Genomic DNA, 23715 nt, shown 5'->3' on the forward strand with positions numbered 1-23715 from the left:
GATTCCGGCTAATTTAATTTACAATCCGGAAATTACGAACGAAATCCGGTAAATGATTAATCAAATCCGTTTATCTTTGAAGTTTTACAATTACCCTGTTTTTTTACCATATTTCCGTTGTTCCTGTACAAAAAGGATTCCAAGTTCATGGTGTTCACCTTCGAACAGGGCACGCTGGACGAAGCGGATCTCGCCGTTTGTATCGAGAACGTCAAGCTTGCAGTGGGCGCGGTTCTTTTGCAGCGCCTCATAGAATGTCGACTCATCACGAATTTGCATTCCGTTCACTTTCGCAATGGTTTCCCCGACCTTGAGAGCCATTTTATCTGCCGGCGATTGCGGAATGATGCCAATAATCATCAAGCCGTTATTTTTTTTCGAAAAATAAACTGGTTTGTTGTCATCCTTTAAGTAAGCAAATAATGATAAAGCTTCCCGGCCGATGACAGCAAGTCCGACCGTCACAATCGAGGATAGCGGATACCAATAGCCAGCTACTGAAAGTAAGGTAATCAATACACCAAGCGTAATGACTTGACGGCCAAGCTTTTTAACGGCTTCACTTGGAAGCATCCCTTTGATTTGCTGGTGAAAGCTGATGGCAAAAGGAACTAGAATTAGAGAATATTCTGTAACACCCAAATGAAATACCGGCCACCAATCGAATGGCAGCTTTAGTGCATTTCCCGGTACCAGCATAAACATTGGCAGCATCCAGAGACGCTTCACCTCATGGGCACCAATGCTTTGGCCGCGTTTGCTCTTGACCAGCTTTGGCGAAGTCCCCTTGGTACCATTTTTAAAAATAAGGATCCCTTCAGCGATTATGAGGAAACCCAAAATGACCACAATGGACGGATAAATCCTGTCACTAATCTGGTTAAAGGCTTTTGAAAAAAACGGAATCGACCAATTGTTTTGTGCAAACAGGATGACCGCAAAGAAAGCAGCCCCAACCGTGTATGCCGGAGACATCCAGCGGACATTGGTAGTCAGTGACCACAGAAGGGTCGTCCCTAAAATCAGCAGGATTGCCGCAAATGGCACAGCGATTCCCGCGGCGACTACAATGACCGATAGAATTAGGCCAATCATAAGCCCGAGAGGAAACAGCTGCCGCAGTTCAAAATAGGCATCCTCCGCCCGCACATGGAAATTTTTCCGTTCACGTTTTACCCTCATCACACCCAAGATACCTGCAAGGAAAACGAGATAGTATAAAACAGGATGAAGAAATAACTTGCCTGTCCCTTTGAGAAGTTCCACAAGCCATATTTGTACCAAATCCTGTCACCTGCCTCTATCAAAGTTTCTAGTAATGGAATTTAAAAGTCTCTAAGTTTTATTTTACCAAATTAAAACCATAAAACATATTGCTAGATTATAGAAACTTTTAAAATAGTTAATTTGGAGCGGACGGGTTTTTTGTGTGATTGCGGTTATCCGCCGAATCTGACTGGATATCCGCCAATTTTGTGAAGTTATCCGCCGGATTTTTCTAATATCCGCCAACCTGATAGAGCTATCCGCCAAAATACGAATGGTATCCGCCAAACCGGATTCGGGAGCACAAAAAAGCAGCTACCCTCTATCCAAGGGGCCGCTGCTCTGCTCCAAAAAGATACCCTATTTCGCCGCCAGCCTCAACGCCGCTTGCAGCTGCAGGTCGTTTTTCTCTTTTTTCATTTCTTTCATCGCAGCTTCCTCTAGTTTGGAGGCCGTTTTCGCGTCAATTTTCCCAGTTGCAGGAAGGTCGTGATTTTGCTGGAAGCCTTTCACGGCTGCTGCAGTTTCCTCACTGAAATATCCATCCGTCCGCCCTGGAGCAAGCCCCAATCCGTCAAGAATTTCCTGAGCGTACTTCACCTGTTCATTGTTCATGTCCTTAACAAGCGGCTTTTCAATCTGAAGCGGATGAGTAGAGAAGATAACCGGCTGCTTCACGGCCACATCTGGCTTGATGCCCTTCTTATGAATCCAATTCCCATCCGGAGTCAGCCATTTATATAATGTCAGCTTGATGTTGCTGCCGTCCTCCATCGGCATCGCCTGCTGAACAGTGCCCTTGCCGAATGTTTTCTCGCCGACAATCGGGTAGCCGGCCGCTTCCTTTAACGCTCCAGCTAAAATTTCCGATGCTGAAGCACTGCCTTTGTTTGTAAGAACGACTACCGGATACGGTTTTTTCACAGTTATCGTTGAAAAAAAGCGCCGCTTGTCGCCGTTTCTCTCCTGAATTTGAACGTAAGGTTTGTCGTTTGGAATAAACTCTTTTAAAATCTCATCAACACTCTCGAGGAGTCCTCCCGGGTTGCCGCGCACATCAAGCACGAGTCCTTTAATTTTGTCATCTTCTAACTCTTTTAAGCTCTTTTTAAAATCTTCATCTGTTTGATCAGAAAAAGAAGTAATTTCGATGTAGCCGACTTTTTTGCCGTCCTGCTTTTTGACGGAAGAATGCACGGTCTCAAGCGGAATTTCATCGCGTTTTACTTTTACTGTCAATGGTTCCTTGAGGCCTTTTCTGGCAATCTCCAAAGTGACGGTTGTCCCCTTTTTGCCGCGAATTTTAAGCGTCGCTTTATTCAGGTCAAGTCCTTCAACAGAGTCCCCGTCCACCTTTAAAATTTGATCATTTGGCTTGATTCCTGCTTTTTCAGCTGGTGAATTTTTAAAAGGCGAGACAATGACAATTTTGCCGTCGACCATTCCCACTTCGGCACCAATTCCTTCGAAGGAGGATTCCAATGTTTGTGTAAACTGCTGGGCTGTATCCTTATCCATATATACGGAATATGGATCCTTTAATACCGAAAGCATCCCTTGGATGGCGCCCTCGACCAGCTTATCTTGGTCTACTTTTTCGACATAGTTGTCTAGGATCAGTTCATAGGCCTTCTCCACTTTTTTCAAATCCTTGGCTTCCGTTTCGGATGCCGCCGTCTGGACATCAGTAGCTTTAGGCTTGTTTTGCGGAATCAACGCCTGTTCTAGCTGGGAGGATGCATCCTTTTTCTCTAAAAACTGCATACTCGCATATGTGCCACCTGCCCCTGTTATCAGCGACCCTGCCATCATCAAGGCTATCCATTTTCGATTCATTCAAAGGTCCTCCTCATATAGTACGCCTAATAATTTATTTTCTAAAAAGGCTTCGAATTCCTGCCCGATTATTAAGATATATGTAAGGAATGGACGAGTTATGAGTGGCAGAGAGGATAAATGAAAACTCGCCGACTGGCGAGTCCGATAGGACGAAGACAGAGGCGTAGTTGAATTTATACTTTCTTATTAGCTAAATGAAAACTCGCCGTTTGGCGAGTCCGTTAGGATGGTTCACGAGGCAAAGTTGAATTTTTACGTCCTATTAGAAAAAAAACAGGCGGAGCATCCGCCCCGCCTGTGTAAGTTATTATGTTTACAACGGCACAATTCCCACCGGATTGATGGCCGCGTGGTATTGCCATTTGCCTCTGTATAGCTCGAAGTGCAAGTGCTGGCCGTGGGAGTCGCCAGTGTTCCCCATAAGTCCGATTTGCTGACCTTTTGTCACGGTAGTGCCTTCGCCAACCATTCTCGTGCTCATATGCGCATAAACGGTTGTATAATACTGACCATTGATATTATGCAAAATGTAAACGACGTTACCATAACTGCTTGAGAAATGGGAAACATACACTTCCCCATCGGCAGCGGCAACGATTGGCACAGAGCCCGCCTTGGCAATGTCAACGCCGTAATGGAAACTGCCGTCCCTTCCGCCGTATCCTGAAGTAATGACACCAGCAGCCGGTCTTGTGAAGCTGCCTCCAGAAACCGGTGGTGCTACAGCTACAGTATTGCTGCCATTACCGGAGGGCTTAGCTGCCGCAGCAGCAGCTGCAGCGGCAGCGGCCGCGGCTGCTTGCTGAGCTTTGATTGACCTTTGAATTGCAGCTTCCTGAGCAGCAAGAATCTGCTCCTGCTCCTGCATGTCCACTACATATTCCTGTGCTTCTGCTTTTTCGTCAGCTATTGCAGCCAATAAATTATCTTTTTCAGCACGTTGTGCGCTTAATTGCTCGTTCATCTTTTTCAAATCAGCGACCATCGTTTCTAAACTAGCAAGATCCGATTCTACTTTTTTCTGTTTTTCTTCCACTTCAGCTTTGTCAGCCTCGTGCTGCTTTAAAATATCCTGGTCTGCCTGCATGAATGTTGCTACCGCACTTGCCCGGTCGATAAAGTCACTAAAACTCTGCGACCCCAGCAAAACATCCAGATAATTTATTACAGTTCCATTTACCTGATAACTGCGGACCCGATCCTTCAAAAGGACATTACGTTTTTCAATCCGTTCCTGCAAGACCTTTATATCTTCCTGAAACTTGGCGATTTCAGCCTTTGTTTCGTCAATCTTTGCCGTTTTTTGATTGATTTTACTCGTTGTGTCGTTCATGGCAGCTTCAAGACGGCTGATTTCATTTTGAACACTGTTTTCTTGATTTTGCAGGTCATTAATTTTTGCATTCGCATCGTTAATTCCTGATTTAAGTTCGGACCGCTGGCTGTGGATTTTATTCTGCTCACCCTTCAGACTGGAAATAGAGGCTGCTTCTGTTGTCAGCGGCAAGCCTCCAAGGACAGTCCCAAGTCCGACGGTGGCAGCAGCGGTCAGCGTAATTATCGTCTTCTTCATTCCGATTTCTCCCTCGTTTCTCTCTCTCATCGGTTAATCTTCCCTATTTTTCAAATGATTCTATAAAACACACAAAATCAGGAAGGAACAGTATACGGTTCCCTCCTGATCTTATTAAACTTTTAAAAATTTCCTTACCGACATGACACTGCCCCAAACTCCGATAAAGGCCCCCATTAAAAGGAGAATACCGGCAACTTGGTAGAAGAATGGGTCAAACGGCAAGATTTTGATAAATGTCCCAACCAGCTTAGGGCTGATATAATCGTAGGCACGATAATAAGCGATGCCGATTAAGATGATTGGCAAAATCGAACCGATAATTCCAAGCCATAACCCTTCAAGGAAGAACGGCCAGCGAATAAAGGAGTTTGTCGCTCCTACCAGCCTCATAATCTTAATTTCTCTTCTTCTCGCAATAATCGTAATTTTGATCGTATTGGAAATAAGGAAGATCGCCGTAAAGAACAAGCCTAGGATTAACACAACTCCGACATTTCGGCTGGCTTTAATGAACTTAAATAGTTTTTCAACCTTGTCCTGACCGTATTTGACCTTGGCAACATAATGGAGCTTTTCCACTTTTTTCGCCGCCTTCATCGTGTCGGTTGGGTTTTTTGTTTTTACAATAAACACGTCATTTAAAGGGTTATCCTGTTCAAAAAGCTTAAAGGCTTTCCCTTCTTCACCCATGCTTTGTACTAAATCTTTCAACTCTTGTTCCTTAGGAGAAAATTTGACACTTTTCACCTCAGGAATGGCCTGAATCTGCGCCTTCAAGGCGTCTTGGTCCTGCTTGTTGGCAGCAACATCGATATGAACGCGGATTTGCACGTCCTCTTCAATCGTATCGGCCACTTTATTTAAATTCATCATTATCACAAAAAAGACACCGACTAAGATAAGGGTAACGGTAACAGCACCAACTGAAGCAAATGTCATCCAGCCGTTTCTTTTAATACTTTTTAAGCTTTCCCGGGCGTGACGGCCAATTGTTCTAATTTTCATAACCGTATTCACCCCTTTGTTCATCACGCGCAATTCTTCCGCCTTCAATGGCGATAACGCGATGTTTTAAAGTATTGACTATCTCTTTGTTGTGGGTTGCCATCACGACAGTTGTGCCGCGATTATTAATTTCTTCAAAAATTTTCATGATCTCCCATGATGTATCCGGGTCAAGGTTACCTGTCGGCTCATCGGCAATAACGAGTCTTGGTGAGTTGACAATGGAGCGGGCAATCGAAATACGCTGCTGCTCACCGCCGGAAAGCTCGGAAGGAAGCATTTTTATTTTATGCTTCAAGCCAACAAGGTCCATAACTTCCATGACACGCTTCTTGATTACCTTTGGCTGTGCCTCAATAACCTCTAAAGCGAATGCCACATTTTCATAGACTGTTAGACTTGGGAGTAGTTTAAAGTCCTGGAAGACGACGCCAAGGTTACGGCGGAATAACGGAACCTTGCTCATCTTTAACTTCGCAAGATTCGCTCCATTGATCGTAATCGTTCCAGAGGTTGGAATTTCTTCGCGGTACATCATTTTAATAAATGTAGATTTGCCGGCACCGCTTGGCCCGACGACATAAACAAATTCACCTTGATTAATCCGGACGTCAATCCCATTGATAGCTGAAACGCCATTCGGATATTTTTTGTATACTTCCTGCATTTCTATCATATAAAATCACCTATTGTTTTAAGTTTGTTTTACAAATTTCGACAATACGGCCAAAATATCTACAACTATATGCATATTTCTGCATAATAATATTATAACATCATAATTTGTCAAAAAAAGTGGTATTTATATTACAGTTTCTTTTCAAAAACACAAAAAGAGACATGTTTTTTACATATAACAATATTTTTAGTAGATTCATGTTCTTTTGTCGAATTTTCTTCACGGACCATATTAGGATAACATACATAATTTGAATGTCCAAGGATTAGGGGGAAGGAGATTCTGGAAAAAGTAGTTAGGATTAACTTTTTTTTCAAAGGTTATAAAAATTAAAAACGCCCTGTATGGGAACAGAGCGTTTCTTGTGTAGTTTTTACTTTTTCGCAGATAGCCATTCAGCCACTTTGTCAGCATCATCACCAGCAATGACGCCTGCAGGCATTCCGCCGCGGCCATTATGAATGATATTCAGGATTTCATCCTTGGAGTACTTAGAGCCAACCTTTGTTAGGTTAGGTCCTACTCCGCCTTTAAGGTCTCCCCCATGGCAGCTGGAGCATTTTTGATCAAAGATCTTAGCAGCTTCATCACCGGTTGCAGTGTCTTTACCACCGCCGCCAGTGTCCTTGTCCCCGCCGCCGCCACAAGCAGCGAGTCCCATTACTAATGATGTTCCTAATAACAACGTTAGCAACTTTTTCTTCATTGTTACTCCCCCTAAAGTAAATAATCCCATCACTGATTAATTATACCAATGTTATGGGCGTTTGAAACCCTCCCCTAACACCTCTGCAGCATCCATAACCACGATAAATGCAGACGGGTCAAGGGTTTTGACCAATTGTTTCAATTTTGTGAACTCCGTTTGATCCACCACACACATCAAAACTGGGCGTTCATGCTCGGTGAAACCACCGTATGCAGATAGTTTTGTCACACCACGGTCTATTTTATGCAAAATTCCTGCACGAACTTCTTCTTGCTTATTTGTAATTATCATCGCCATCTTTGACCGGCCAAAACCGACCTGAACCAAATCAATGGTTTTGCTGGTTACATACAGTCCGATTAAGGCATACAAGGCTTTTTCAATATCAAAAACGATGGCCGCTGTGAGGACGATGAGGCCGTCAATCATAACGACACATCTACCTAGAGTAAAACCCGTGTATTTATTAATGATCTGTGCGGCAAGGTCTGTTCCGCCAGTCGATGCATTTCCTCTAAAGACAATCCCAAGACCAAGACCAACGCCAATCCCGCCGAACAAGGCACCAAGCAATGCATCATGAGTCCACGGTTCCCAACCTTTTGTTAAAAAAACTACAAAAGGTAGAAAAACAGTTCCGGCTAGTGTTTTGACGCCAAATTGTTTTCCAAGCAGCATAACTCCAGCAATAAACAATGGAATATTGAAAGCCCATTGGACGTAGGCGGGCTCAAGGCCGAGCACAGATTTTAAAATAGTGCTGATGCCGCTGACCCCGCCCGAGGCAATTTGGTTTGGCAAGAGAAAAACGTTGAATGTAATCGCAATAATGGCTGCACCGACCAGAACAAAAAGGTAGTCGGCGGCGATTCTAGTTTTTGGATAAGTGTTTGTTAAATTGCTCAGTATATTCATGAAATGATACCTCTCTTATTAAATTCCGATTGAGAGTATAGCATGGGAAAAATATGGTGTAAATGGCATTAGGTTAACGCGATAAAGGGGTAAATTTTTATTTAGCATTTGCTTCTTACGTCGAATTCATTAGAGATAAGAATTTTTAAATCTAATTTCCCAAATGAGTTTAGTACTTGTCGAATGCTGGGGGCTAATTATGTTATAATTTGTTAATGAGGAGGTGAACACGATGGAACAATTAATAAAACAAATGATGGACCAGATGAATCAGCAATTTGCCAAAATAGATCAGCAATTTGCCAAAATAGATCAGCAATTTGCCAAAATAGATCAGCAATTTGATCAAGTAAACCAGCAATTCAGCCTCATGAACTCTCGTTTTGACAGAATTGAAGATCGAATTCAATCTCTAGAAGAAACAGTAAAAAACAACGCTTCGGAATTTAGAAGCCATTTCCGCCGTATCGAAGATAAACTGGAAAGCCATGATAAAATGTTTGAATTAATTTCTGGCTCTAAAAAATAACCTCTACGAAATAATCATAAATCAATCAGACCGCTCATTAATCTTCATTAAATCCACCATGATCCGCAAATATTTTTCCAAAATTAAAGCCTTTGCCAACTAAGTCGACAAAGGCTTTAAAAATTATTATTTCCTATTATGAAATACGTGAACGTAAGTAAGCATTAATAAATTGATCCAATTCTCCATCCATGACAGCCTGAACGTTACCAGTTTCGGCATTAGTACGATGGTCCTTTACCATGGAATACGGATGGAAGACGTAAGAGCGAATTTGGCTTCCCCAGCCGATTTCCTTTTGCTCGCCGCGAATTTCCAACAACGCCTTTTCCTTCTCTTCAATTTCTCGCTGGTAAAGTTTAGATCTTAACATGTTCATGGCATGCTCACGGTTTTGAATCTGCGACCTTTCGGTTTGGCAGCTTACCACAATGCCGGTCGGGAGATGGGTAATTCGGATGGCTGATTCTGTTTTGTTAACGTGCTGTCCGCCGGCGCCACTGGAACGGTACGTATCTACTCGTAAATCCTCTGTCCGAATTTCAACCTCGATATCATTGTTTAGTTCCGGCATTACTTCACAGGATGCAAAAGATGTATGCCGCCGGCCTGATGAATCAAACGGCGAAATCCTTACCAAGCGGTGAACTCCTTTTTCTGCCTTCAGGTAACCATAGGCATTGTGCCCTTTAATAGCGAGGGTCACGCTTTTGATGCCTGCTTCATCACCCGGAAGATAATCAAGGGTTTCTACCTTAAAGCCCTTTTTCTCGGCCCACCTTGTGTACATTCTTAGCAGCATGGAGCCCCAGTCCTGTGACTCTGTTCCACCGGCACCCGGGTGAAGCTCAAGGATGGCATTATTTTTATCGTACTCTTCACTTAAAAGAAGCTGCAATTCAAATTGACCTAACCGGTCTGTCAACTGCTGAAGCTCTTCTTCCAGTTCGGTCTGCAGCTCGACATCGCTTTCTTCCTTTACCAGCTCATAGGTCACTTCCAGATTCTCAAATGATTCGTGCAGTTCATAAAACTCATGAACCTGGTCCTTCAATCCATTGGCCTCGCTGATTACTTTCTGGGCCTTTTCTTGATCATTCCAGAAATCGGGGTGGAGCATTTCGTCCTCTAGCTCTGCAATCCTGGCTTCCTTGTTTTCAAGGTCAAAGAGACCCCCTAAAGTCCGCTAATTTCTTAGCCGTAATTTCAAGTTCATTGCGAATTTCCGCTAATTCCATTTTCGTCACCTCTAAAAAGTTATAACGTTTATTATAGTGTATTCCTTAAATGCTTGTAAGTCCTTGTTCATTATAACTTGAGAAGTGGGAAAAGTTCAAAAAAAGGTGTGATTTGTTTTTTTAGTCATTTTTAGCGATAATCAAGAAATTATCCCCTAAAACCTTCGTATTTTCCTATATGAATCTGTCGAAAATGGTACTATTAAATATGAGCAGGTGTAAAATATGAATTTATTGGATGAACTAATTGATACATATTTAACGAACAATATCGGACAGTCCTACCTGGATTTAGGGACGAAACAAGTTGTCTATGACGGAGACCCACTCATTACCGGCGAAGAAGGAATAGACTGGGATGATGAGGAAAATATAGACCGTTATGTTAAGATTCCAAGCATCGAATCTTTTCAAGCATTTCGGCTAATGGAGCTATTTGCAGCACAGGTTAATGATGACAAAAAAAGCGAGCCGCTGTTTCGAGCGTTAAGCAGCAGTCATCGGCCTTTTCGAAAATTTAAAGATGGGCTGATAGAAGCGGGGCTTGAAAATGAGTGGTATGCCTTTGAATATCAGTATGCAAAAAAAGAAATGGAAGACTGGTTAGAATTTATAGAGAAAAAAGAGGTGTAAAGCGAGATGGAGAAACCAAGCCGGAATGAACCATGTCCTTGCGGGAGCGGAAAAAAGTATAAAAAATGCTGCGGCGCAAGTGAAGCTGTGTCCATCACCCATTTACTTGAAAGTGAAGCCGACGAGCTGCAGAAGCAAATGATTCATTTTGCGTTCAATTATTTTGGGGCGGAAATCGAAGATGATTTTGAAATGTTCATGGAGTATAGCAGCCTCGAGCTAGAGGATGAAGAAGAACGGGAATTCTATGAAGTGGTTCATGCCATCTGGTTTTCCCTTTTTGAAGAATTGGATGACGGAAAAAAAGTTATTGAGAAATTTATTGCGGCCGAGGCAGGAAAAATTAAGCGGCCGAAGCTGAAGCAAATTTTTCAAACATGGACGAATGGTCGAACGATTGCCGGGAAAGTCTTAAAAGTTGAAAACAACAAGCTGACAGTGGAGGATGGCTTTACGGGGGAACAGTTTGAGACAATTATTACAGGTACGCCGGCTGACTTTGAGGAAGGCACTCTCTTTTTGGGTATGTTGGTACCATTTGGCCAAAACTTTGCGTTTTTCCCAGCGCCATTTGATTTGCCGGATTTAAAACCTGAGGTTGCTTTTTCTTATATCGAGGATAGCAGTATCGCCGCCGACTATCCGTCCCCTCAACAGTATTTGGATGATTTTTTTATTGAAGTTTTGAGTGAACTGCCGATGGTTGGCGGCCTAATCGAAACGGATGAAATCGAATGGCCCGCCCCGGTTTACAAGGAAGTTGCCGACCTTTTCAAAGCACAAGCAGAAGATTTCAACACACCTGCGCCAGTTGCGGACGCAGGGATTGTGCTTTGGTTTAGTTATTGCCAGAAGCGAAAAAAGCGGATTCAGAACCCGAATCTATATGCCGCCGGGCTGCATTATTTAATGCAAAAAATGATGCCGATGCTGGAAAAAGTATTCACACAAAAGGAGCTTGGGCAGATATACAGCGTGTCCGCGAGGTCCATTTCCACCATCTCATCGGACATGGAAAATGTCCTGAGCCAAGAAATAAGCGAAATGATGAATATTGTGTACGGGGTTGACGAGGAACCACAGTTTGAAGAGGCTGAGGTCATTAAGTTTCCGAAAGGAAAAGATGAAAAGGGGCGTAGAGGAAACCCAAGTAAGGCTTCCACCTTTACGATAAATATTCCTGACAAATTGCCCAAGAAGGTTTCAAGACGTAATGAAGACCGTGCTCAGGAATTAGTTTTTGAGGCCTTGCGTGCAGATGGGGTTAGTGTTCTCCACCTCATCCAAGAAGCAATCAATATTAATCCGTATTGTGTAGATGCCTTTGTTTTACTTGGTGATATTGCTCAAAAGCCCGAAGAATCTGCGGAATTATATTGGCATGGCATGCAGGTTGGCGAAAAGCATCTCGGCAATCAGTTTTTCGAGGAAAACGAGGGTTATTTCTGGGGGCTGATTGAAACGAGACCTTACATGCGGGCAAAGTTCAATTATGCTGAGACAATCTTTCTGCTAGGGAAAAAAGATGAGGCTATCCAGCATTATGAGGAACTTCTAAGGTTGAACCCAATGGATAATCAGGGTGTCCGTACTTCCTTGTTTGTGGCTTACATGGAAAAAGAAGAATTTGAAAAGGCCGAGGCACTGTTGGAAAAATTTGATGAGGAAACAACAGAAACTATCTACAATAGGCTTTTGCTAGAGCTACTTGTAAACGGCTATACCGTAAAAGCAAAAACATTAGTGAAACAGGCCAAAAAAAGTAATAGGTTTGTGTTATATTACCTAACCGGCAAAAAGAAGATGCCAAATCAAACGCCTGAATATTACGGTTTCGGGGATGAGAACGAAGCTATTGTGTATGCGTCGATGCATTTACATTTGTGGGGGAAGGTTGAGGGGCTGAAGGAATGGTTGAAAAAGATATGATAAAGAAGTCAAAATCAAAGGAATTCTAAAAAGGGGCTACCAGAAAGCCAAATAATATGACTTTCTGGAAAGCCCCTTTATCTATTTTTGCGATTGTGAATTAATTTGCATGCCGTGAATCTTCATAGCTGCCCTTCGAGTGACAGTTTGCACACTTCGAATGGATGTCCTTATGGACAGTATCCCTAGAGTGGCAGGACGTACAAGATGTATTTTTATCTTTAATCGCTTGCACCACTGCTGGGTTCGTACTTTGATGGCAAGTATTGCAAGTGATCGGGTTGCCATTTGCATCTTGTCTGCCATCGCGTGCATGTTCGTGTGTTAGTGATTTAGCGTGACATCCTGTACAATCTGGTTCATTATTTGCCTTATGAAGTTCCGGAATATCGTGATTGTTTAGAAGTCTGGTGGGTGTAGACTGATATCCTGTATAGCCTTTAACCTGTGATCCTGGCTGGTGGCAAAGGATACAGTCATTCACTTCACGATTCTCCGTTACCCTTAACGGCATTGTTGGATCAACATTGGTTGGCTGATATTTGATCGATGGTGTAGATCCGTGTGGCGCGTAAGCAAATGTCCCATCAAGGTCTTCATGGCACTGACTGCAGTTAGACGGGACGGATATATAATTGTGACAGTTATCACAACGATTGTTTGAATGTGTTCCATTAAAGTATAGCTTTTTAATATGAACATTTTCCAAATCCCCATTGCTTCCCTCAAAGCTATTTGCCTGGTGACAAGAAGTACAGTTGGAAATATTTGAATCCTTCATATCTGGGTAGGTATTGGTGTAAAATTTCCACTGTTTATCTATTGAAACACCTGTCAAATCAGACGCAGCAACATTAACAGTGTGATAAACTTCATTTTCCAAGGCTGCTGGAGGGGTGTAACTAACTAAGCCTGAACTTTCATCATACTGGAAGGCAACGGGCTGCCCATCTAATTTAAATTGAATAGAATCAGGATTAATCGATCCATTTGGTGATTTTACTACTGCAGATATAGTTGGCTTTAAATCTTCCACTCCATATTTTAGTGGAGTCTGATTTGAAACCACCGGCTTGACTGAAACGGTAAAATTCCAGTTCCGGGTAACTGCATTGCCTAATGTATCTTCTGCAAACAATGTTAATGTATGGCTGCCATTTGCGATAGTTCCCTCGTAATCTATAAAGGCTTGCTTTTTAGAGGTAATAATATATTCATCATAATAATCTAAATATCCTTTATACTTAAAATTTATCTTTAAAGAGGATCCATCCAAAGACAGAGTAACATTGTCTTTAATATCAACAAGATCCTTTAACTCCCCGCTAAATTTTAATATCCCATCTGTAATGACAGCGCTATCCTTAAAATAGTAGAGGTTAACTAAATTAGGTGCAGCCGAGTCAGCTGTAAAGGTCCAACTCTTGGTGCCACTGTTGCCCGAGATATCTTTTGCCTCAAGAACGGCAGTATAACTGTTATTTGGAAAAATATAATTATAGGTAATCTGTCCTGTTTCCCGATTGATTTCCAACTTGGTAGTGTCAACATAAACATTGTTTATTTTGAGCTTCACCGTATCCCAATTAACTGCATGATTGTCACTTACAACTGCCGTTAATTGGTCTGCGGTTAACTGCTCACTTTTATCAGCAGGATTGATGCCGTTAAACTTAGGTGGCTCTGCAACTGTAAATGTCCAGGAATCACTAAGGATATTCCCGCCTTTATCATTAATGCTGACCGCTACTGTGTTGACCCCGTCTTTTAGATTAGAGGTATTGAAGCTGATAGTTCCTTCTTTAAGACCTTTATTTACAAAAGTCGGAGTGACTTCCAATCCGTTTAACCGCATTTTTACTGTGGAACTGTCTAATTCATATAAGCTTTTTACATAAACAGATATTTTTGGACTTGAAAGTGTAATCTTGGAGCCTTTTGCAGGATAGTAATTACTATAAAAAGTATCAACTGCAGAAACATAGAATGCACTTAGTAACAATCCAAGGGATAAAAACAACAACATAATCAGAATAGGTTTTCGTCTCAACTTAAAACTCCCCATTTTACGAGACATTTTCTCTTTCTCCTCTCTCTACCCACTTTCGTTATGGCCAAATCAATATTTCTACAAAATCACCTTCCCCTTGGAAACAGATTAGAAAGCGTGTAAATAGACCTATTATCCAATAGGTCTATTTACACTATTTTCCGCTTATTAACCATATGTATAAAGACCTAATTTATATGGTAATAAGGTCCTAAAAAAAGTATAGCAAACGTATTTTAAAAATAATGTGTAATCTTTTTGAATTATTGGTATTTTCACCATTTTCATATAATGATATTTGCCATATTATTTATATTGATAACCGGAAAAAATAAAAAAATCGAGAGGAATTCTCTCGATTTTTTATTTTTTGGGAGCATGTGCTGCCTCAACAAATGACCTACTGTTACTGTGACATTCCGAACAAGGTTTTGTTGTTTCTGTAATTTTCTTATTATGATCAGGTATTGCAGGATTAATGGCTAGCCCTGTCTTTTCATCATAAATCGCTTTACCTGTAACACCGTATATGGCAGTTGAGCCATTATGGCAGGCAATACAGAAATTTTGCTGCATCCCTGCATCCCATTTTTCAATGGCATTTGGGTCAAATGATGTTAAATTAAATGTTGTTGGATTTTCATGTCCAATTTGCGTTTTTATTTGGTCAACATTGTTAGACCCATGTGTATCATGACACTCAGCACATGGGATGTGACCCGCAAGAGGACTTCCATCTTGCGCTTTGATGATATGACCTGAAAAGTTTTTCTCTGCTGCCGAAATTTCGCGGTTTGCAAATGACGATTGACCATTTGTTTTTTCATACTCCGCTATAGTTTCTTCCGTTAAATTATTATAATACCTGGCTATGTCAGGGGTGTTCACAGCTTTTTTCTGAAAATCTCCATTATGACAGCGAAGGCAAAGCTGAAAGTCTTCGTAAATTCCTAATGCCGTATTCGACTTTTTATATTCAAACAGACGATATTTTACTCCAGGGTCGCTGAGCCTTTCAGCACTGTCTGTTTCATGACAGGATTCACATAATTGAAGTTTACTGTTAATTTCTCCCGTTGGTTTGTCAGGATCCGGAGTATTATTATGGGTATAAGTAATATCTCCTTGGGCCAAGTTTGGATTATCCACTGTCCATTCCGAATGCGGATTGTGACACGTTGAGCAGGAGCTTCCATTTGGCTTACCATCAAACCCAACAGCGGCAGTATGTACATGTGTCTTTTGACTATTTTCAGGTTGTGGGGCAACTGTCCCGTCATGGCATGCCATACAATACGTATCTACTGGGATAATCTCTTCTTTTTGGCCAGGTTCCGCAGGCTTTTTGGCTGACAGCAAATTAGGGTCCTGCGCTTTGTGAGTGCCATGGCAATTTGCACAAGTTTTCGCATTGGCTGCATAGCTTCCATGCGGATTCTGGTGTCCCGCTGATGCATCACTAACCGTTGTGAAGGACCAAACTTTCGGATAAGCACCATTTCCAGCCGAATCCACTATTCCATTCGGATTCACCATAACATAATATCTTGTGCTAGGCAGCAATGCGCTCAATGGTGTAAAGGTGATCTCATTTGTTTTGTCATTGAAAAAGTTTGTTCCATCAACATTAATCCCATTTCTGGTAACCTTGATACTGTTATCAATTAATTCCTTACTATTATTAATTGGAGTTAGGTCAGAAATCTTTACTTTAATAGTCGAGTCCAACTGTACTTGGGTATAATTTTGCATTGGAAGTATATTGGGCAGTATAATCGGCCGCTGGGTATCCAATGTAAAGCCTACCTTACTAATATTTCCTTCGTTTCCTGTTTCATCGATAGCTTTCGCAAAAACTTCATGGGGCCCATCTATTATACTGTTATCCTCATACGCCCATCTTCCTGTACTGTCCGGCTTAACAGGGACCCAGGTTCCTGTTACCTCCCCTCCTTCGGTATCCTGAGTGCAATCAATGCATAGACTTACCGTAGTCATAGGGTCAGTGGAACCTGCCAAACTTCGGAATTTAGTAACTTCTCCGTTTATTGGTCTTTCAAAGCTAACAGATGGCAGGGAATCAATTATTAGATTAATAGGGTCTGAACTAATTTCAACCCCGTCTACGATTGATCTGGCAGTAATAGTATGGGTACCCTCGGTTAATGTTACTCTAATACTCCAATTATTATCGGTTATTTGGTTGGTTGTTTCTTTTTTCTCTGTACTATCGTAAAGATCAATAGACACTCCTACTGGGAAATTTTCAACCATACCCGAAATAGGTAAAGTTGTTTCTTTGGAAATATCATTTGATTTTGGCGAAGTAATGGTTATTTGGGGAACAACAACTCCCTCACTATTGACATGTGATATAAACGAAATCTGCTGGGATCCTAGAAATTGAAAACATATAACAAGTATGACCAATACTTGGAATTTCAAATTATGCAGGAGTCCTCTTCTTCCCATTTAGCACCCCTCACTTCTCTGCTATTTATGTAGCGCAAATTATAGGCCTCTACAAATATTTTATTCTCTTGGTTGGCAAGGCACTAGAGGATTGGGCTATAATTCAATAAAAATTCATATATCTTTTGTAAAAAATATGGATTTGTGTTAAAGAAATAAGGTTTTTCTAAAAATACTTTAGAAGAATCATTGTAAAGTATTAACTTTGACAATATGTTGTCTAAACTAGTAAAATTTAATTACAATTAATAAGGTGTTATGCCAAAGCATAACACCTTATTATCCAAACTTTCTTATCGAGCTAATAATTAGTTGCAGCTAATTATTAGCTTATTTTATTAATAGCCATTAGGCATTCCGATTGGGTGATCAGCTTCACGCTCAGTGTTCTTGATTGTTTCGGCGTGTGAGCTGTTGTGGCAAGCCCAACATACAGACATGTTAGTGAACTTCTTAAGTGCTGAAGAAGAGTTGTTATCTTGCATGTAACCTAAAGCTGCTTTCTCATCACCTGCGAATTTCCCACCCTCAGCTACTAGGTCTTTGATTGTTCGTCCAAGAGCATCTTTCATGATATATGCGTCTGTACCGTGACCGTAGTGGCAGCGTACGCAAGTGTAGCTGTCGCTGTTAGTGCTGTGACGGTAGGCAGCATATTCATCACCGAAGTGAGATTTCTTGCCATCAGCGTTAGCTTGCAGGTAGTCAGTGTGGCAAGCTGCACAGAATTTGGACATTTGTACCCCAACGTTTGTAACAGTTTTATCTGTATCAGTTCCTACTTTGTAGCCAAGGTCTTTCATTTCTTGTTCAGTTACATTCCCAAACTTAGCAAGAGGAGCACCTGCAAAGTAAGCACTTTGAATTATGTCGTAACCGTTTTTAGCCATTTTTACCACTACAGGACGAGCGATGAAACCTCTTGCAGCAGTTTTTAGAGCATCAGCTCCTGCAGTAGAAGTAGAATATGCTTGAGCATGTTCGTAGTCGAAATACACCCCAGATGTTGAACCGTAAGCAGCGATAATATCAGAGTCTGTTTCAACTACATCTTTTGTTGCTGGGTTATCTCCTTTTTCTGCTTTAACTAAACGAGAATAGTAAGTTAAACCATCTGTACGGCCGTCATAGCCATATAACCAAGGAGCTTCTGATTTTGTATAGCTGGAAGTACCTTTGTTGTATTGAGCAACTGTTACTACTTTAGTAGTAGCATCTTCAGTACGTAATAATACTACAGCAGGAGCAGAAGCAGAAACTGCTGGTAAAGTATCCACTACAGGAACGTTCTCTAATTGGTTACCACCTTTAGATACTGGCATTGCAGCAATTCCGTTCGGATTGTACGAAAGCAATCGGTCAGAGTAAGATCCGTGCGGTGCGTGACAGCTTGCACAGCTGAAGCTTTCGCCCCATTGAGTTCCATTTGTTTTGTCTGTTGATACTGGATTTCCACCGGGAGCAGCACTGATTTGCAGGCTATCGTTAGACATGTGCTGAGATGCGCCGTGAGTTCCGCCGAATGTACCTGCACCACCCATTGTTTTAGCAGTATCAGCAGTGGCTGAACCATCAGTGAATACGTTTAAGAAACCTAAAGTACCATCATGACATGCAGTACATGTGTTATACACAGTGTCTGCAAATAGCAATTGATCACCTTGTGCAGTATGGACCTGATGGCAGCTTGCACAAGAGTTTGTGTTGTTTTGATAAGAAGTGTGCACGTGTTGACCTGTTAAGGCTTTTACTACAGTACCTTTTGTAGAACCGTCATTTACGTCTGCACCTTCAGCAGTATCGTTTGCATTTTCAATATTATCCCCAACTATCCCTGGAGAAATGTTGCCGTTGTTAGGGGTATACAATTCGCCCTGCGCAGATGCAGCTGCAGCAAACATACCAAACAGCATGAGTGCAAAGAGTAAGCTTAAACTAAACTTTCTCATTCTTAAAACCTCCCAAAATAACTCTCTTTTTTTCTCTCTCTGTATTGTTTTATATCCGCTGAAGAAACAATCTCATTCTATCTTTTCTATACCGCCCCCTTTCAAGTTAAGGGAAAAAGTGATAAATCTAATTCACTGCATTTTTCCTTGTCCTACGAACGTTAGTTGAAAACCTGTACCCTTATGTTGAGTGTATCTGTAATAAAAACATTGTCGTTTTTGTCAATAAACAATCCGTTTGGCAGAGAGAATTGGCCGTTGTTTTCACCCATGCCTCCCATTTCAAATACCTTTTTGCCATCCTTGTCAAAGCCATAAACGAAGTGGGTCAGGTTGCTGACAACATACATGATGCCTCTCGAGTCAACGCCAATTCCTCTCGGGTTGACAAAAATCGATTCCCCTTGCCCATTTGTGCTGCCATTAATAATTTTTACAAACTTACCCTCTTTATTGAAAATCTGAACACGTTGGTTACCGGTATCAACAACGTAAATATTACCTTCTCCATCAGTTGTGATGCCGTTCGGTGCGTTAAACTCACCCTCTTTAGTGCCTGGTTTACCTACTTCAAGAAGTAGCTTACCGTTCATATCCAAAACATAAGCTTTATTAGTTTTAATATCGGTCATATATACCTTCTTATCGATAATTCTTAAGGCCGCTGGTGAAGAGATATTTTTTTCTGTGAAAGTTTTCTCGGCAAAGTAATCAATAAATTTTCCCTTTTCATTGAATATGGAGATATTGCCGTTATACAAATCGGCTACAAATACCCTTCCTTGATTATCCGTTGCAATCCCGTACGGGAATTTAAATTGACCTTTTCCGGTTCCTTCCTCGCCAAAAGCAAAGAGCAAATTGCCGCCGGCATCAAACGCCACGACTCTTTTATTATTTGTATCAGATACATAAGTAAAGGAACCATTTGCGGTTACATCCATCGGTTTCTCAAACGGTTTATTAAAGTCACCGGTAAGAGACATACTGTAGGACGGTGCCCCATTTGGATTTAAAACCTTTAGCAACCCCGTATCGACAGCCTTTGTTTGATTTAAGAAAAGGAAAGTAAAAACTGCTGCTGTGGTTATAGCAATGAGCGCCATTCCGATATACACATTACGTCTTTTCATTGTTTTTCACCTTCAGCCACTGTGTCTTTATCTTTAAGTCTGTCAAGTGCAGCCACTGCATCCTTATACAAGGGATCGTATTGAAGTGCATCCTTATAAATAGCAATGGCATCATCATACTGACCTTGTGCTTCAGCGACCATACCAATTTGATAAATGATATCGGCATTGGTCGGCGCCATCTTGTTAGCTTGTTCTAAAGCCTTTGTTGCCTTATCGTACTCTTTCAATCCCCGATAGGCGATCCCCATTTGCACGTAGCCTTTAAAGTCTTTCGGCGCAATTTTAACGCACTTTTCAAACGCAATCAGCGCCTCATTATAACGCTCTTCTTTCACGTAAACTAACCCCATGTTGTAATGGGCATCATAATAGTTTTTGTCTTGCTCCAAAACATAATCATACTGTTTGATTGCCTCGTCGTTATCACCTTTTAAGTAATAGGTATAACCTAATACAATTCGGTTTTGCAGGTTGGTCGGGTCTTTTCTTACTTCTTCTTTGTAGAAAGCAAGCTGCTCATTCACTCGTTTCATATCAATGTCATTCCAAAAATAAAAGTGACCGAGAGCATAACCTGTTCCTACAGAAAAGACTAAGGTTAACAATAATAGTAGGATACTAGTTTTTTTCGAAAAAGTTTTCGGCTTTTTCTTGGCTGTTCTTCCCTCATCTTGCTCTTGAGGCTCTCTTTCTGTTTCCATCTTAAATCCCCTCTCGGAATTTATTCGTTTGCTTTTAAAGTCGCTATTTGGTCTTGTGACACTTGGCACATGTCTTTTCAACATGGCATTTTAAACAGGTTTTATTGTATTTCTGATTTTCTGGAACCTTAAATGGATGTCTTTCTCTCCAAGTATCCTTGTGTGAGCTTGGATGACATGACGCACATTGCACTTTCGTTACGGGCGAATTACTTGTAATCCGATTTTCGTGGCAAGTCATACACTTTTGTGTATCCTTTGACAGAGTGCCGTGCTTAGCCATAAAAGAAGCTATTTGGTGGCTCTCCGGCCTTTTTCCATGACATTCTTTACAGAATGTATTCGTCTTTGCATATTGAGAAACAGTTACATTAGTAGTATTGGTTGTATCCTTTTTCAAAAACTTTGTATAGGATGGATCCTCTTTAAATAAATCGTACTCCTCTGTTGACATGTAAGAATGGCACTTTTCACAGTTCTTCAATTCTGAAGGTTGAATTTTCCCGTGTCCTCCAGCTTTGAAATCTGCTGATTTATGAGTTTTAGGCAGCATCGTTGTCTCGTGACAAGCTTTGCACTCCAAAGTAGCCTTTCGTGCTTGGTGACACTCCATGCAAGTGTCCATTTGCGGGCTGGTAAACTTTTTATCATTCATCAGAGCAGCGCCGAGTTTTTCATCCCATTTTTCATAATCACTTTTATAAGTTACTTTGCGGTCAGATATTTCCCCATGGGCCGTACCGCTATGACACTCAACACATTTAACCCCCTCAGTTTTATGTTTCGTGTGCGGGATGATGATATCCCCTGAGGGAGTAACTTCGCGCTTATCCATATTGTGACATTTCTCGCATGCTTCATCTGGAATGAGATTTGGCATTTTTATTGGTGCGATATAAGTGTTTGTTTGTTTTTTGTAAAGTTCTACTACGCCTTCCCCTTTTGCCTTAGCATAATTCTTTACCCCAGGTTGAATATGACAACTGTCGCATTCTACTTCACTATGAGAGGAAGCTTTCCAAGTATAATATTGAGGCTTCATCTCATGGCAGGAAGCACAAAACTTCGAAGACGATGTTGCCTCCAGTCCCGTAAAGCCGAGTCCAAGGAAGACGGCTAGAAACAACACCGTTAAGGTTGCATATTTGAATAGCTTATAGCGAAACTTGGGAGGGGCCGGCAGCTCATTACGCTCCTCTTCCATAATCAAGTCCCTCCTATTTTAGGGTTTTCTAGTTTTTCACATCGTCTTTAAAGCCGGTTCTGTGGCAGTATTGGCAATAGACGTCTGTTGGTGCTTTAACATTTGTTGAACCTTCTCCTGGCTTATCGCGGTCGTGGCAGACAAAGCATTCGGCCTTTTGGTCTGCTGTTTTGGCTTTGCTTGCATGTGCTGTTAACCATTGATCGCTTTCTAAGTGTCCTGCAGGACGCTTGCCGTGACAGGCACTGCAGAAATTATTAACCCGAGACTGGTCTTTTACGACAGTTAGGTTTGCCGTATATTTATGGCTGCTATTTTCAGCACTTTTCATTTTTAGCAAGGAAATGATGTCTTCTTTAGGAATTTCTCTAATCCATTTGGAATCTTGGTGACAGTTCACGCATTTGTCGAGTTCTTGAATAGCAGTACCGCCGTGTGCCTGATTCCATCCTTCCTCTTTGTGGCTCTTAGGAACCTTAACTTTTCTATGACACGTTTCACATGCCATGGAAATCTTAACATCCTTTTGCTGCTTTCCAATGGCTTGTAAAATGAGATCCTGAGTCTTTTCTTCATGAACCTTAGCTAAGTCTTCAGCTGTGCCACTTCCTGTTGTTCCTTCTACAGCTGATTCCGTTTTTGTTTCAGTTGCTGGAGGCTCGCTGACTCCTTCTTTTTTGCTTTCATCAATCTTTTTCTCCACTTCCTCCGGGTTTGGCGGAACTAGATAAGCGACGTCCTTCCAAGGCTTTTCGCCATTGTTCACTTTGTCATGACAATCGATACAGGTACCCATGTTTGGGCGCAAATATTTCTTTTCCATGATTTTTTCGGCTGTTTCTTTCGTATACTCACCGCGAACTTCTTCAGTATTAATACCGCGGGCCGCCATCTTCGCATGAACGACACCGGCATGGCAGGAGATACATGGAATACCTTCTTCAATATGCCCTTTGTGATTAACCTTTAGGTCCCCAGAAGCGGTAACAAGGCGGTTTTTGGAGTGACACTGCATACAGTTCTCGTTGGAAACAACCTCATCTTCTGTTTGGACAATTTGTTCTGGGACCCCGGTAACGTGATAGTAAACTTCCTTCAACGACTTAACCTTATGAGTCAGCATGTTGATGGTGCCCGGCTTGATATGGCACTGGACACACGTGATATTATTGTGAGCACTGGCCGTAAAGGTTGAGTATTCTGGTGCCATTTCGTGACAGCTCGAGCAGAACGCCGGCGAGTTGGTGATGGCCAGTGCCCCATAGCTACCGCCTCCAATTACAATCAACCCTATTAGTGAAATGAACATGACTTTCCATCTTGTGACCGGATCCTTCCAATCTATGTTTCTGACTTTTTGCCAAAGTCTGCGAAATAGGCCCATTTTTTTTCTATCTTCTCTTGCATCGGGATCGGTTTCTTTTTTCTTTTTCCCCCAAAAGGCCATTTTCCTCACCCTTCCCATATTTGATTGGTTCTCTATTTATTTTCCATTGCTACCTCTCTAAAGGTAGTATCTTACATTAAAAAGGAGAATCCAATGTACAATTTGTGAATATTTTTACATTCACAGAATTGATACATTTTGCTAAATAAACAACATATAAACGTTGTAATATAAGAGTTTGATAAACAATATAGGCAGAGTGTAAAACTGTATTAAAACTAATTTTTATACAAAAATATTTAAAAATATGCAAATAACCATACACTCTTAAAGGCAACTTATAAGTTCTATACATTTTTCACAGATTTGTCATAAATGAAGTGGATAATAAGACGTAGAGCAGTGATTTTTTGCTGAGTTTCTTCCATTGTTGTCACCTGCATAGTGGAAATGGTAAGATTAAATAGGAAAATTAGCGATTTTTATTGGATCCATTTT

The 23715-nt window shown here is 41.4% G+C and carries 18 protein-coding genes; 3 read left to right on the plus strand and 15 right to left on the minus strand.

What is annotated here, in order from left to right; all coding sequences use genetic code 11:
• Positions 1-90: 90 nt before the first annotated feature.
• The 7 genes from ACNQGS_RS07010 to ACNQGS_RS07040 all read right to left on the minus strand — a co-directional run bounded on the left by ACNQGS_RS07010 (position 91) and on the right by ACNQGS_RS07040 (position 7989).
• Entirely contained in the window at positions 91-1284 is a 1194-nt protein-coding gene (locus tag ACNQGS_RS07010; protein WP_491486711.1) for a PDZ domain-containing protein, read from the minus strand.
• Between the two features lie 342 nt (positions 1285-1626).
• A complete protein-coding gene (locus ACNQGS_RS07015; RefSeq protein WP_491486712.1) occupies positions 1627-3102 on the minus strand; it encodes a S41 family peptidase in 1476 nt (491 codons plus the stop codon).
• Between the two features lie 316 nt (positions 3103-3418).
• Positions 3419-4678, minus strand: a complete 1260-nt coding sequence (locus ACNQGS_RS07020; RefSeq protein WP_491486713.1) for a murein hydrolase activator EnvC family protein — start codon at positions 4676-4678, stop codon at positions 3419-3421.
• Positions 4679-4792: 114 nt separating this feature from the next.
• Positions 4793-5686 carry a permease-like cell division protein FtsX gene (ftsX, locus tag ACNQGS_RS07025; RefSeq protein ID WP_423799657.1) on the minus strand — a complete coding sequence of 298 codons (894 nt, stop codon included), beginning with the start codon at positions 5684-5686 and terminating at the stop codon, positions 4793-4795.
• A complete protein-coding gene (gene ftsE, locus ACNQGS_RS07030) occupies positions 5676-6362 on the minus strand; it encodes a cell division ATP-binding protein FtsE (protein ID WP_464491565.1) in 687 nt (228 codons plus the stop codon). The genes ftsX and ftsE overlap by 11 nt, the downstream gene beginning before the upstream one ends.
• Positions 6363-6738: 376 nt before the next feature.
• Positions 6739-7071 carry a cytochrome c551 gene (cccB, locus tag ACNQGS_RS07035; RefSeq protein ID WP_491486714.1) on the minus strand — a complete coding sequence of 111 codons (333 nt, stop codon included), beginning with the start codon at positions 7069-7071 and terminating at the stop codon, positions 6739-6741.
• A 51-nt stretch (positions 7072-7122) separates the two neighbouring features.
• Positions 7123-7989, minus strand: coding sequence for a YitT family protein (locus tag ACNQGS_RS07040; protein WP_423799659.1), 867 nt, complete (start codon positions 7987-7989; stop codon positions 7123-7125).
• Positions 7990-8221: 232 nt separating this feature from the next.
• Between ACNQGS_RS07040 and ACNQGS_RS07045 the strand changes: the two genes are divergently transcribed.
• Entirely contained in the window at positions 8222-8518 is a 297-nt protein-coding gene (locus tag ACNQGS_RS07045; protein WP_491486715.1) for a hypothetical protein, read from the plus strand.
• 136 nt (positions 8519-8654) lie between these two features.
• On the opposite strand, the gene prfB is transcribed toward ACNQGS_RS07045, so the two are convergent.
• Positions 8655-9756 (minus strand): peptide chain release factor 2 gene (gene prfB / locus ACNQGS_RS07050; RefSeq protein WP_464491568.1). Its coding sequence is split into 2 segments (ribosomal slippage): positions 8655-9683 and positions 9685-9756, totalling 1101 coding nucleotides; the frame shifts between segments, so codons are not numbered across the junction.
• Positions 9757-9981: 225 nt separating this feature from the next.
• Here prfB and ACNQGS_RS07055 point away from each other — a divergent pair.
• Positions 9982-10389, plus strand: a complete 408-nt coding sequence (locus ACNQGS_RS07055; RefSeq protein WP_491486716.1) for a UPF0158 family protein — start codon at positions 9982-9984, stop codon at positions 10387-10389.
• Between the two features lie 6 nt (positions 10390-10395).
• Positions 10396-12318 (plus strand): SEC-C metal-binding domain-containing protein, encoded by a 1923-nt coding sequence (locus tag ACNQGS_RS07060; RefSeq protein WP_491486717.1) that lies wholly within the window; start codon positions 10396-10398, stop codon positions 12316-12318.
• 100 nt (positions 12319-12418) lie between these two features.
• Here ACNQGS_RS07060 and ACNQGS_RS07065 read toward each other — a convergent pair whose 3' ends face one another.
• From ACNQGS_RS07065 to ACNQGS_RS07095, 7 genes are all read right to left on the minus strand, one after another.
• A complete protein-coding gene (locus ACNQGS_RS07065) occupies positions 12419-14368 on the minus strand; it encodes a cytochrome c3 family protein (protein WP_491486718.1) in 1950 nt (649 codons plus the stop codon).
• A 363-nt stretch (positions 14369-14731) separates the two neighbouring features.
• Positions 14732-16840 carry a multiheme c-type cytochrome gene (locus ACNQGS_RS07070; protein WP_491486719.1) on the minus strand — a complete coding sequence of 703 codons (2109 nt, stop codon included), beginning with the start codon at positions 16838-16840 and terminating at the stop codon, positions 14732-14734.
• Between the two features lie 338 nt (positions 16841-17178).
• Entirely contained in the window at positions 17179-18789 is a 1611-nt protein-coding gene (locus ACNQGS_RS07075; protein WP_491486720.1) for a cytochrome c3 family protein, read from the minus strand.
• Positions 18790-18950: 161 nt separating this feature from the next.
• On the minus strand, positions 18951-19922 hold the full coding sequence (locus ACNQGS_RS07080) for a 6-bladed beta-propeller (RefSeq protein WP_491486721.1): 972 nt from the start codon (positions 19920-19922) through the stop codon (positions 18951-18953).
• Complete coding sequence (locus ACNQGS_RS07085; protein WP_491486722.1) at positions 19919-20626, minus strand: tetratricopeptide repeat protein; 708 nt, start codon at positions 20624-20626, stop codon at positions 19919-19921. Before ACNQGS_RS07085 ends, ACNQGS_RS07080 begins: the two co-directional genes overlap by 4 nt.
• A gap of 43 nt (positions 20627-20669) precedes the next feature.
• Positions 20670-21830: a cytochrome c3 family protein gene (locus ACNQGS_RS07090; RefSeq protein WP_491486723.1), complete on the minus strand. Its 1161-nt coding sequence runs from the start codon at positions 21828-21830 to the stop codon at positions 20670-20672.
• Positions 21831-21858: 28 nt separating this feature from the next.
• Positions 21859-23277, minus strand: a complete 1419-nt coding sequence (locus tag ACNQGS_RS07095) for a NapC/NirT family cytochrome c (RefSeq protein WP_491486724.1) — start codon at positions 23275-23277, stop codon at positions 21859-21861.
• Positions 23278-23715: the final 438 nt, after the last annotated feature.

Source organism: Neobacillus sp. PVCKKU3, assembly GCF_058323225.1.